The organism is Bacillus aerolatus, from assembly GCF_009183655.1.
Classification (GTDB): Bacteria; Bacillota; Bacilli; order Bacillales; family Domibacillaceae; genus Pseudobacillus; species Pseudobacillus aerolatus.
Map to the genome: position 1 here is coordinate 562,227 of NZ_WEIO01000001.1, position 12,530 is coordinate 574,756.

General features: G+C 41.6%; 10 protein-coding genes and 2 pseudogenes. 9 read left to right on the forward strand and 3 right to left on the reverse strand.

Translation table 11 applies throughout. The annotated features are described in order from the left end of the window. Nucleotides 1-95 precede the first annotated feature (95 nt). Nucleotides 96-941, forward strand: a complete 846-nt coding sequence (locus F9802_RS03065) for an ABC transporter ATP-binding protein (protein WP_152149632.1) — start codon at nucleotides 96-98, stop codon at nucleotides 939-941. Nucleotides 942-1,054: 113 nt separating this feature from the next. On the opposite strand, the gene F9802_RS03070 is transcribed toward F9802_RS03065, so the two are convergent. Both F9802_RS03070 and F9802_RS03075 read right to left on the reverse strand, forming a co-directional pair. Next, the gene (locus F9802_RS03070) at nucleotides 1,055-1,963 is read right to left on the reverse strand and encodes an EamA family transporter (RefSeq protein ID WP_152149633.1); all 909 of its coding nucleotides are present in this window, start codon (nucleotides 1,961-1,963) and stop codon (nucleotides 1,055-1,057) included. A gap of 232 nt (nucleotides 1,964-2,195) precedes the next feature. After that, nucleotides 2,196-3,041: a polysaccharide deacetylase family protein gene (locus tag F9802_RS03075; protein ID WP_152149634.1), complete on the reverse strand. Its 846-nt coding sequence runs from the start codon at nucleotides 3,039-3,041 to the stop codon at nucleotides 2,196-2,198. Between the two features lie 290 nt (nucleotides 3,042-3,331). Here F9802_RS03075 and F9802_RS03080 point away from each other — a divergent pair, with 290 nt between their 5' ends. From F9802_RS03080 to F9802_RS03115, 8 genes and pseudogenes are all read left to right on the forward strand, one after another. Continuing rightward, complete coding sequence (locus F9802_RS03080) at nucleotides 3,332-4,618, forward strand: NCS2 family permease (protein ID WP_152149635.1); 1,287 nt, start codon at nucleotides 3,332-3,334, stop codon at nucleotides 4,616-4,618. Between the two features lie 109 nt (nucleotides 4,619-4,727). Further along, a complete protein-coding gene (dapF, locus tag F9802_RS03085; protein WP_152149636.1) occupies nucleotides 4,728-5,720 on the forward strand; it encodes a diaminopimelate epimerase in 993 nt (330 codons plus the stop codon). 75 nt (nucleotides 5,721-5,795) lie between these two features. Then, complete coding sequence (locus tag F9802_RS03090; RefSeq protein ID WP_152149637.1) at nucleotides 5,796-6,491, forward strand: phosphatase PAP2 family protein; 696 nt, start codon at nucleotides 5,796-5,798, stop codon at nucleotides 6,489-6,491. 28 nt (nucleotides 6,492-6,519) lie between these two features. Then, nucleotides 6,520-7,857, forward strand: a complete 1,338-nt coding sequence (locus tag F9802_RS03095) for a D-serine ammonia-lyase (RefSeq protein WP_152149638.1) — start codon at nucleotides 6,520-6,522, stop codon at nucleotides 7,855-7,857. A gap of 87 nt (nucleotides 7,858-7,944) precedes the next feature. Beyond that, on the forward strand, nucleotides 7,945-8,997 hold the full coding sequence (locus tag F9802_RS03100) for a mechanosensitive ion channel family protein (protein ID WP_152149639.1): 1,053 nt from the start codon (nucleotides 7,945-7,947) through the stop codon (nucleotides 8,995-8,997). A gap of 21 nt (nucleotides 8,998-9,018) precedes the next feature. Continuing rightward, nucleotides 9,019-9,789: an NRDE family protein gene (locus F9802_RS03105; RefSeq protein WP_152149640.1), complete on the forward strand. Its 771-nt coding sequence runs from the start codon at nucleotides 9,019-9,021 to the stop codon at nucleotides 9,787-9,789. 680 nt (nucleotides 9,790-10,469) lie between these two features. Continuing rightward, nucleotides 10,470-10,873: pseudogene (locus F9802_RS19885) on the forward strand (IS200/IS605 family element RNA-guided endonuclease TnpB); the annotation flags it as partial. A 308-nt stretch (nucleotides 10,874-11,181) separates the two neighbouring features. After that, nucleotides 11,182-11,607 (forward strand): hypothetical protein, encoded by a 426-nt coding sequence (locus F9802_RS03115; RefSeq protein WP_152149641.1) that lies wholly within the window; start codon nucleotides 11,182-11,184, stop codon nucleotides 11,605-11,607. A 238-nt stretch (nucleotides 11,608-11,845) separates the two neighbouring features. On the opposite strand, the pseudogene F9802_RS03120 reads toward F9802_RS03115, so the two are convergent. Further along, nucleotides 11,846-12,130: pseudogene (locus F9802_RS03120) on the reverse strand (four-helix bundle copper-binding protein). Between the last annotated feature and the right edge of the window lie 400 nt (nucleotides 12,131-12,530).

The following is a 12,530-nucleotide window of genomic DNA, read 5'->3' on the forward strand; positions in this document are numbered from 1 at the left end:
ACTGAGAATCAATTTCATTATACTAGAGACAATAAGAATAAAAAAGATCGAGGCTGAATGAGTCAGTAAAGGCATGGAAGGGAAGGCGATCGCAGATGAAACAAGCCATTTCAACGAAATCCTTGTCGCTTGGATACGGGGATCGTTTAATTATTAAAGAATTAAATTTAGAAGTGCCTAAAGGAGAGATTACGGTATTTATCGGCGGCAATGGCTGCGGTAAATCTACGTTGCTTCGTTCAGCTGCCCGGCTGCTGAAGCCGAAATCCGGTGCGGTTATGCTCGAAGGAAAAGAAATTTCTTCTTTAGCTACGAAAGAAGTGGCACGGAAAATGGCTATTTTGCCGCAATCGCCGACTGCCCCGGAAGGCCTTACTGTCTATCAGCTTGTGAAACAAGGACGTTATCCTCATCAATCGTGGCTTAAGCAATGGTCAAAAGAAGACGAAGAAATGGTGCAAAAAGCGCTGAAATCCACCCGCATGGAAGACTTGCAGGAGCGGTTAGTCGATGAATTGTCCGGCGGCCAACGTCAGCGGGCCTGGATTGCCATGACGCTTGCACAAGATACAGACGTTATTCTGCTTGACGAGCCGACAACTTATTTGGATATGACTCATCAAATTGAAATATTGGATTTATTATTTGAGTTAAATGAATCGGAAAACCGGACAATCATCATGGTGCTTCACGATTTAAATTTGGCGTGCCGGTATGCGCACAACTTAGTAGCTATTAAAGACGGCGGGGTTTATGCTCAAGGAAAGCCGGAAGACATTATTAGCTGCGACCTCGTACGTGCCGTTTTTAATATGGAGTGCCAAGTAGCCCGCGACCCGCTTTTCGGAACGCCGCTTTGTATCCCAAACGGAAAAGGCCGCTGTATCATCGATCAGCCGCCAGCCGCTGCCAACAAAGTGCTGGCTGTATCAGGCACTTAAACTCGCTCTATTAGCAAAGTGATCCACCATGCGATTATTTTGTCATTTCATAAATAAAAAAGCAGACCAATTCACGTCGCGTGTTGGTCTGCTTTTTTGATAAGGCAGAGAGTTCAAGTTGACACTTTATCTTCCTTTTTCTTTATTAAATAAGCCCTCTGACGGCTCCGAAAGTTTGGATAAGCAATCCCAGCTAGAATGACAATCACACCAACCCACTGGGAGAAGGTGACGACCTCGTGCAGAACAAGGGTGGACATGAACACAGCCATTGGCAGTTCGGAGGCACTTAAAATGGTGCCCAAGCCGCTGCCTATTTTAGGCATGCCAATATTAAATAAAACAGCTGGGACGAGTGAACCGAAGAATCCGGTAGGAAGACCATACATGATCAGCCCGTTTGTAAGCGCCCCGTTTACAAGAAAGACCGGTGGAAACACAATAAATACAAGCACTGCTGCTCCAGTTGCCATAATGGCACTTTTGTAGATCGGATGAACCGGTATACGTGTACGCCCGCTTACATAAATAAAGGAAGCAAAGGATAACGCCGAAAGCATCCCCCAGCTGATTCCAGCAAGTGAAAAGGTGATGTCACTTTTCAAAAAGCCAGACGCAAGGACGGAGCCGAAAAGGATGATGACCGTTGCGATCAAGCTTTTTCGGCTCGGAGCTTTCTTATCAAAGATATATTGCAAAACAATGCTTATCCATGTGAATTGCAGTAAAAGGATAATGGCAAATGAAGCATTGATATAATCAAGCGCTTGATTATAAAAAATACTAGCTAATCCCATCGGTATTCCACTTATGGCCAAAATCAGCCATTGTTTACCGCTCAAGCGGATCTTTGGCACAAAGATGGCGATGATCCACAACATGATGACACTAAAAAAGTATTGACTTCCTGTTATTTCACTTAGTATAAATCCCTCACTGTACCCCAACTTAACAAACGTTGAGACGACTCCATAAGAACAACCGCTAAGAAAAACAAGTAAAGCATAGACCCAAATTCCCATTCTCCACCCCTCCATAGGACACAATAAAGCCACCCATCTCTTATAAGAGACAGGTGGCGAAAAGTAAAGTAATCAACTTACACGAAAAATCCACCTGCTGCAAACTAGCTTTTGCAGCTTTTTATTATTTCATTAATTTCTATTATAGGGGGCTTACCCCATCTCTATCAAGCTTAAAAATAAAAACACTCGGTTTTCATTCCAAGCGTTTTTATTGTTTTAGGTTTCTTTTTTAAGAGTGAAATTCAAAAGGTGTTGCGTGTTCATTTAATATATCCATTTTGTAATTGTTGGACTGCAAGTATTGCAGCAGCTGTTCTAAATGATGAAGTGTTGTCGTTTTTTCATGGAGCAAAATAACAAGCGGCTGCTGTTTTTCTGATGCCCAGTTTAATTGGTTAATAACGTGCGGTACATATTGTTGGCTTCTAAATTTCCAGTCTAGACTGTCAATCGTCCAATCCCACATTTTAAAATTTGCTTCTTTTACTTTTCCCCTGTATTCCGGTGTCATAAAGGGAACTGAGCCGTAAGGGGTTCTAATTAAGTAACTTTCCAGTCCGGTCAGTTTTTTTAACGTTTCTTGTCCTGCTTTCATTTCATCGATGACTGACTGTGCGGAATGGTAAATCTTTTTTTGGTCATGGGTAACGCCGTGCATGCCTGCCGCATGGCCCTGCTTGACCATTTGTTGAACGGCAGCCGGATAATGGCGCATATTAGGCTCAAGCATAAAAAAGGTTGCTTGAGCCCCATAGCGGTCAAGCAGGGCTAATATATCTTGTGTCACGGCAGCCGGACCATCATCAAACGTTAAATAGACGACTTTTCCCGCTTGACTGCCGTTAGTCTGAACGCTTTGCTGAGGAAATACGGGTGTCACTGGCTCATTTTTTGTGTTAATTGCTGCCTTTTCATGCGGCGGCTGTTTTGGCGGTAACGCTTGTTTATATGCTGTCTTTTTTTGTTCAGCTAAAGCGATTGCTTTTGTATGTTGATTCAGTTGATAACCTAGTAATGTAAAACAAACGGCTAGTAACATAAAAACAACCGCTAACAATTTTATATTTTTTTTCATTCTTTTTTGCCCTTTATTCAATGAAACTCACTCTCCGTTACTATATATAACAAAAACCAATTTTTCATTAATATGATAAAAATAATGGATTAAAGTAATAGTATCATAGTTTCATTTTAAAAAATGGCACAATTGGAAAAAAATTTTTTTGTCACCTTTTCGACAAAATATGATGATTTCCTCGTCGGTTGTTCTTTCATATGCACTTTGATACAATACCTGTTGTGGCTGAACCGCATGAGCGGGAAAGCGGGTAGGGAGAGGGCGATGTACGAAAGGTACATGTATACATGAAGAAGAGCGGAGGTTTTTTTCAGTTAACTGAGCACGAAACAACGTTTAAGCGGGAAATGACAGCAGGGACAATCGGGTTTTTTACGATCGTTTATATCGTTGCTGTTAACTCGTTGATTTTGTCTGAAGCTGGTATTCCATTTGAAGGGGCAGTTGCCGCGACCATTTTAGCTTCGTTTGTCGGCTGCATGATCATGGCTTTTTGGGCAAATGCACCTATTTTGCTCGTACCTGGAATGGGCATCAATGCGATGTTCACATACACGTTTGTCCAGACAATGGAGTTAAGCTGGCAAGAAGCGCTCGGTGTCGTCGTTATTTCAGGGATTATTTTTACGCTCGTATCGGTGACTAAACTAGCTGGTATGTTAAATGCCTCGATACCGGATGTGTTAAAAGAAGCGATTTCGGTTGGCCTCGGCTTTTTTCTTATGCTGATTGGACTAGAAAAAGGCGGGCTCGTCGTTCGCGGGGATCATTCTATTTTAGCGCTTGGGGACTTAAGTGAACCGACAGTCTTAATTACGATACTCACGCTCATCGTAACCATTTTTATTTTTTTAAAAGGGATTCAGGGCGGTTTTTTATGGAGCATTTTGTTCGGCACACTTGTCACATGGATGTCCGGGCTGCTGCCAGAAACAGGCGGCACTTCTTTTAACTTTTCGACATACAAAGATGTATTCGGTGCGTTTTCGTTCGCTGACTGGCTATCAGTCCCATTTTGGGCAGCCGTATTTTCATTGACGATGGTACTCGTATTTGAGAATATTGGTCTCGTTCATGGCCATACAGGACTTGCCGGGCGTCCGGGTAAATTTAAGCGGGCGTTACAGGCCAATGCCATTTCGGCTTTTACTGCCGGGATTTTCGGAACGAGCCCAACAGTCGCCACTGTTGAAAGTTCAGCTGCTATTGCCGCCGGAGGAAGAACGGGTTTGACGACATTGACGACCGGTGTGTTATTTTTGCTGTCGATCTTTGCCATACCTTACATGAAACTGATTCCTGATATGGCCATTGCACCTGTCTTGATTATTATCGGCAGTTTAATGGTGCAAAATATCCGCCATTTGGATTTAACTGATTTAACAGAAGCACTGCCGGCTATTTTCATCATTGTGATGATTCCATTTACGTACAGCATTGCTGATGGAATAGCGATTGGGTTTATTTTATACCCTACATTGAAATTGTTTGCAGGCAAAGGACGCGAATTATCAAAACTATTATTGATCATTTCTTTGCTGTTTTTCATAAACTTTATATTGCAGTATCTTTAATGAGTAAAGGAGTCTAATTGGGACTCCTTTTTTTCATGAAATGATGGACCGCACCTTTATTATTTTGATATGCTAGTAAAAAAGGGCAAGTGGATTGAGGGGATAAAAATTGGAGATTAAATTACTGAAGTGCCACGGGTCTGGCAATGACTTTTTGTTAATAGATGAGTGGGCGAACGGCTATTCATTTTCAGAAAAAGACAGGAGCAGCTTGGCGGTTGCCCTTTGCAACAGAAAATCAAGTCTCGGAGCTGATGGCATTTTATTCGTCATGGAAAGCGAACAGGCGGATGCAAAGATGCGGATCTTTAATTCCGACGGTTCTGAAGCGTCGATGTGCGGAAATGGGCTGCGCTGTCTCGGCCGCTACGTGTGCGAATTGTTACATAAAGATGAAATTACAGTTGAAACGATGAAAGCGATTTTAAAAGTAACAAAAGAGGAAGAATTATTTGTCGAGGTGCCGACTTATCGGGTAGAAATATCACCGGTCCTATTTGAGCTTTCCAGTTTGCCGATGAACATTGATGGAAAAGTTACTTTGTTTAATGAAGTGGTGCCTGAGCTGTCTGAATCGATTGCTTTTTCAGCAGCGGCTGTGCCAAATCCTCATTTAATTGCCGTTGTCGATAAACAGCAGTTAGTTTCTTATGAGCAGAAATACATAGCTGAAAAGTTGAACAGCCTGAATCCGATTTGCCCGGATGGCGTGAATGTCAGTTTTGTCTATCCAATCGAAACCGGAAAAATTTACGTAAGAACATTTGAACGCGGAGTCGGCTTTACAAATGCGTGCGGCACAGCGATGTCAGCATCGAGTTTAATGACATGCCTGCTCGAATTCAATGAATTCGAAAAAACGATTGACGTGTTCAACAACGGCGGCAAGGTTCGCTGTGCATCCCACCAGAAAGAAGACGGCAGCTATTGGATAGATTTAATTGGCAATGCCACTTACTTATTTGATGCTACTGTGGAAGTAGATCTTAATGAACCGGCTGCCTTCACTTTGGCAAGCAGGCAAGAAAGAGAAGAACAGGAACAGTATGAAAAGCTCGGAGATGAAGTAAGGCAATTGCTTCAAAAAACGGTATTCACCTAAGCGAAACAGCTTCTTTCTGCATTTTTTAGGCAATTTCAGTGGAATACTAGTGGAAAAAGAGAGGAAAACAGAAAGTTGAATAATCAGGAAAAAAAGCGGACGGCGTTATATTACCTTCTTTTACTTGCTTTTCTCGTGTTCTTTACTTGGGCTTTTTTAGAAGTAGTAGAAGCATTAAAAGAAAACAAAGTAGAGGCATTTGATTTAGCCATTATCGATGAAGTGCAATCGTGGGTGACAGCGGGGCGAACAGATCTGGTCGTCTATATTACTCATTTAGGCTCAGTGAAAGGCATAGCGGGCGGAACTTTATTGGCAGCCCTTATTTTGTTTTTGAAAAGGAAAAGAGATTACGCGCTCTTTATCATTTTAACAGTGGCCGTTGGAGCAGGTTATTTTAATCATTTGCTGAAAGAACTATTTAAACGCCAGCGTCCCGATGTTTTGCCGCTGATTGAACAAGGCGGCTATAGTTTTCCAAGTGGACATTCGATGGGTTCGTTTATTTTTTACGGAGCGCTTGCATTTATTTTATTTCAGCTGCTGGACAAACTGTCTTGGAAAGTGACGGGTGCGCTCACAGCCTTGTTGTTTATCTTCATTATCGGACTGTCACGCATTTATCTAGGTGTCCATTATCCGAGTGATGTGGTTGGTGGATATGCGGCTGGTGCGGCTTGGCTGCTTTTCTCAATGGCCGCGTTTCATTATTATGAATATCACATGAACAAACGGTTCTTAAAGCGATCTAATCAACAGAAGGCTACATAAAATAATTTACACGAGTGGAGGAATTCGGATGAAACAAGAAAAAGTAAATAAGGAAAATCTAGAGGCTCAATGGCCGCTTATAGAGGCGATGAAAGACAGCCGGGAAGTGACATGGATCAATGATCACAAAAGAAAAGATCAAGCGGGCGCTTTGCCCATTACAATCGAAGAGATGTATGAAGCGGATGCCAGACTTAGAAGATTTGCGCCATTTTTAGCGAGCGTGTTTCCTGAAACGGCAGAAGCGGAAGGAATCATTGAATCTCCATTGCTGGAAATAGCTCATATGAAAAAAGCACTTGAACAACAGCACGGCCAACCGATTCAGGGGCGCTTGCTGCTAAAAGCCGATCATTTGCTGCCAGTCGCAGGCTCCGTTAAAGCGCGCGGCGGGATGTATGAAGTGTTAAAGCACGCAGAACAGCTTGCTATTCACCACGGTCTATTAACGACAGAGGACGATTACAGCAAATTGTCATCCGAAAAAATGAGAACATTCTTTTCGGATTATTCACTTTCTGTCGGTTCCACCGGCAATTTAGGGCTTAGCATCGGCATGACCGGAGCGGCGCTCGGATTTCAAACGACTGTTCATATGTCCGCTGACGCAAAAGAGTGGAAGAAACAACGCCTGCGGGATAGAGGCGTACAAGTGATGGAATATGCAGATGATTACAGCCGGGCAGTGGAAGAAGGCAGAAAGTTAAGTGAAGAGACAAACAACAGCTTTTTCATTGATGATGAGCACTCTAAAGAATTATTTATCGGCTATTCGACAGCCGCTCTTCGTTTGGAGAAGCAGTTAAAAGAAAAAAAAATTTCCATCGATGCAAATCATCCGTTGATCGTTTATTTGCCGTGCGGTGTAGGCGGAGCGCCTGGAGGGATTTTTGCCGGCTTGAAACGGGTATTCGGGGACCACGTATACGGCTTTTTTGCAGAACCGGTACAGGCTCCTTGTATGCTGCTCGGTTTGATGACAGGGCTGCACGATCAAATTGCCGTTCAGGATATCGGCATTGAATTGAAGACAGATGCAGACGGATTAGCTGTCGGCCGTCCGTCTAGCTTTGTAGGCAAAGCCATCGAGTCTCATTTAGACGGTATTTTTACAGTGACAGATGACAAACTGTTTGCGTATCTGCATCAACTGTTTACGCTAGAAGAAGAGAAGCTTGAGCCGTCTGCATTGGCAGGTTTAGAAGGTCCGGTACGGGCGGAGATGAGCGGCTGGCTGGAACAGCATTTTACGGCTAGTCAAAGAGAAGGAGCGGTTCATCTTGTCTGGTCGACAGGCGGAAGTCTCGTTCCTGAAAAGGAAATGGCTGCTATGTTGAAAAAAGGAGAACAGCTGAACGGCTTATAAAAAAGAATTTTATTGTAATGACAAGCTTCTGTTTAGTCTGACTTGAATGTAGGTAAAGTGAAAGAAAGACGAAACAGTGGTGATGATATGGATCAAATAATAAAAATATTTACGGCAGACAATATGGCAGTGAAATTGCTCGATTTTTGTTTGTTGTCTGGGATCATTTTAATTGTGAAATGGTTCGTTATGAAAGGAATCAAAAAAAGAGAACGACTGTCCGATTCCTGGAAAAAAGAGCTGATTCCTCTTTTCAATACAACGTTAAACTGGCTCACTTTCTACGGAATTCTTTTATTGTTTTTATACTATTTTTCAAAAGAGAGCTGGCTGTTTTATCCGCTTTATACATCCGGAGAAGCAAAGGTGACTGTTTTTCTTATCATTGTGGCTGTGCTTACTGTGTCACTGGCCCAGCGGCTTGTTAAACTGTTTAACCGGTTTGTGATGAGCAAAGTGTATACCTATTACGGATTGGACAGCGGAATGGCCTACACGCTTAACCGTATGATCTACTACACGGTAATGGTGATCGCACTGGCTATTAGCTTTGCTACTGTAGGACTTGACTTAACAGCAGCAGCGGCTTTATTTAGCGTGCTCGGCATCGGGATTGGCTTTGGCATGAGAAATGTGGCCGGCAATTTTGTATCCGGCATCATTATTTTATTTGAACGGCCAATTGAAGTTGGAGAAATCGTTGAAATCAACGGCAAATTTGGACGTGTGGAAAAAATCCGTCTTCGTTCGACCATTGTGAAAACAGCAACAGAAGGCTCTTTAATTGTGCCGAATCAACATTTTATTGAACAAATTGTTCCAAACCGTTCAGGGGCAGAAGTTTTAGCAGAAGTCGTGGTGGAAGTTACTTTTGGGCAAGATACAGAAAAGATTGAACAATTGCTGTATGAGGCGGTGGACAAGGTCATCGCTGAAAAAGAAATCGATCTAAAAGGACCCAAAACTGTCCGTTTTATTGATTTCCGCAACGAAGCGATGGTGTTCAAGGTGGAGATGCCTGTACAAAGCATTGGAATCAAACAAAAAATAGAAAGCAGGCTCCGCCATGCGATTGCTTTTCTATTCCAGGAAAATAATATTCAGCTTGCTTCACAGCCTATTCAAGTAAACCAGCCATAACCGTGAGAAAGGTGCAGGTACATGTGTTTAATTAATTTTCACTTTCAGCAGCACGAAAAATATAAATTAGTTGTAGCGGCAAACCGTGATGAGTTTTTTAACCGGCCGACGCAAAAAGCTCATTTTTGGGAAGACGAGCCCGGTATTTTAGCTGGACGTGATTTAGAAAAAATGGGTACGTGGCTTGGAATATCGAAAACAGGCCGTTTTGCTGCGTTAACGAACTTTCGCGACCCGTCAGAAAAAGCGGAAGGCAAGCGGTCACGAGGAGAACTAGTCCGCTCTTTCTTAACTGATGCTATCAGCCCTGAGCAATTTATGCATGAACTGAAAAAGCAGAAAGACGAATATCCGGGCTTTAATTTACTTGCCGGAACAGGTGAGAAACTATGGTGTTACAACAACCGGCAAAATGACTTGCAATCCGTTGCCCCTGGTACACACAGCTTAAGCAATGCACTGTTAAATTCACCTTGGCCAAAATCGGAAAAAGGAAAAGCTCGTCTTGATGAATGTTTACATAACGAAGCAGACGATCTTGCCGATTGTTTGTTCTCCTTTTTACAGGACACAAAAGTAGCGGCAGATGAAGATTTGCCGACAACTGGTGTCTCTCTCGAATGGGAGAGGAAACTTTCCCCTTTATTTATTGCCGGAGAAGACTACGGAACGAGGTCTTCAACAGTCTTATTAATTGATCGGCTGAACAATGTTTCTTTTGCAGAAAGAACGTATTTACAGGGAAGCCTTGCTGCAGAAAAAGTATTTCACTTCGTTATTGAGCCTTCGTGAAAATGAATTACCATGCTACGGGAATTAACGAATTAAGAGGATGTATATGGAGTAAATGAGTTCAGAAGGTGCATGAAGCTTGGAAAAATCAAAGAATTTGAAGAACTTCATTTGATTTCATTCATCACTCTCCACAACTATATATAAAGGTAGTGTAGTAGAATATAATAAGGACAAAAATCACTCGTTGATTTTCCCGTCCTAAACTTTAACCTTTAGATCGTTCTTTAGGGGAATAGCCGTGACGCTTGTTCAAAAATTTCATACTATACTATATAAGTATAGCTAACTTATCCAACATATCAATCTAGTCAATACAATAAGGATCCAATGATTTTGCAGGTCGTTGTGTTGAGAAATTAAATTCTATTTATGTAGGACGTAGGTAGGCAGCACCGACCTACGTTTCCAGAGACTGACTGTGAAAAGTCAGTCTTTTTTCATCAGATTTTCAGGCGAGAATACCCCCATCTTCAAATACGTACAGGGCGCAGCCCAGTATGAAGTGGGGGATGAATTGCCTTCGGACAAGGGGGAGCCTCAGCTATCTCGATTGCCCGACTGTTCGCGTACTACTTGCAGTAAATGAAAAATAGTTTGTGTACGGAGGCCAAATACTTTTTTCTATTTGTATTCTCTGACTCTTTTTAAAAGTATTTTAGGAAATCGTCATACGACTGTTTGTTTTCAATCACTTTTTGTCTCTTTGGAACGATTCCTACAAGCAAACAGGAAAAGGATTGTCCTATAACAAATGTTCCAAACACCTCACGCAATTGAAGAAAGAAATCACCTGGCTAAAAGAACCGGATAGTGTGGCTTTGCAGTCTTCCCTTGAAAACCTTTCGGATGCGTTTAACCGTTTTTTCAAAAAACAAAATGAGGCCCCCGTTTTAAATCCAAGAAGAACAAAGTCCAATCTTATAAAACAAAACATACAAATGGGAACATTGCCATTGTTGAGCATACAATCAAACTGCCTAAACTCGGACTTGTCAAGTTTGCCAAAAGCCGGGAAGTGGAAGGCCGGGTTTTAAGTGCAACGATCAGACGGAATCCAAGCGGAAAAAATTTTGTGTCTATCAGTATGTCTATTATCATATTTATTTTAACCTACACTATCCGCGTTTTGACGGCGGTACTCCATATAAAGTGAAATTTTAAAAAATAGTCATATTTTTTCCTTTACGGCAATATTCTTTTAAATGTGTGTACATACGCGCGTTGATCATGAATAATCTTCCAGAAAGAAACGAGCAAAAGAAACGCACTCTTGTAAAATGTATTTTGCATCATTATTTTCAGTTTCATAGGGATCGGTCTGTCTAATTTTGGCTAATCAACGCACGTGGTGTGTACATACAAATTTCAACTGTAAAAGGGTGATAGGAAATGACCGAAAACAACGACAATACTTCTTCTGTAGAAAAAGATTGTTGCCAAGATGAAAGTGAAAAGAATGTATCGATTCAGCAAGCACAGGCAGTGATTCCACCTCAAGCATTAGATATTTCCACTCAATCCAACGGCAGCGGAATCACACTTACTTTCAGTGTAGAGTGTTTCTCAGGTCCATTTGTTATCAGCAAAACTAATGGAGATAGAGAACGGTATGTCAATATTCGCAATACAGGAGAATGTTCGATTGATATCTTTTCAGCAGATGCCGCTGGTAATCCCATTGCCGGTTCAACTCAGAGAGTGCCACGAGGCGCAACATTAACTAGTTACATTTCAGCAGCAGCAGCAAACCAAGTTCTTTTTAGATGTCGTCAAGGTACGAACCCTTGTACTGTGAGCTTAACCATTTGTTGTTAAACAGTGAAGGGCTGAAGTGACCCCATAAAGTGAGCAAGGAAAAAAAACACCCCCTGCACCGTATTAGTTGAGTAACTAATTCGAATAAGCAGGAGGGTGTTTTTGTATGGGGATAATACCAATTTTTTATCCTATACCCCACGCTAAGGCTGAAAACCTTGATAAATAAGGTGACCCCTTAAAGCGTTCATTTTAGGGAATTGGTAAACAGGCTTTTCTACTTGTTGATCTAATCAAATTAAGAGGCTATTTTCCGACAATATTCAGCACAATGCAAGCATGCTTCAGCACATTTTTGGCAATGTTCATGGGCATGCTTTTTACACTACTCGTTACCGCACGCCTCACAAATGTCGGCGCATAACTGGCAAATTTGTTTTGCAAATGGACTGTTAGTTTGCATAGCTTTTGCCGCAAATGCGCACATGTCAGCACATTCTCTGTCTAATCGAATACAGTCAGCCATCATTTTTATATTTTCCTCTTTTAAACATGCATCATAACAAATATTGCAGGCCTCCATACACTCGAGACAAGCTTTAATACATTCCTCATACGTTGTGAAAAAAACCTCCTTGAATGATAGTCAGTTGAAGTATACCCGCCTTATTATTTTTCTAACATTTTAAAAAAACCTCCTTAAAAACTGCACAAATTATTATGATTTATTAAGTATGATAGGGATAGTAAGTTGAAAAGCGGTGATAACAATAAACAAAATAACTTTAAAATTAGGTCTCATTTATTGAGTTTTATAGATGTTAAGAGTTTGATTATTCGAGTTGCAATGTAACTGGGAGCAAACCTTTTACTGAGTTTGCTTCTCTGTCTATACGTCTTTTTTGCAAACTTCACCATTCCATTGCTCCTTCGTCTCCATTGTTCTCTATTTTATCCAATGAAAATTTAAAACTTTAAGAATA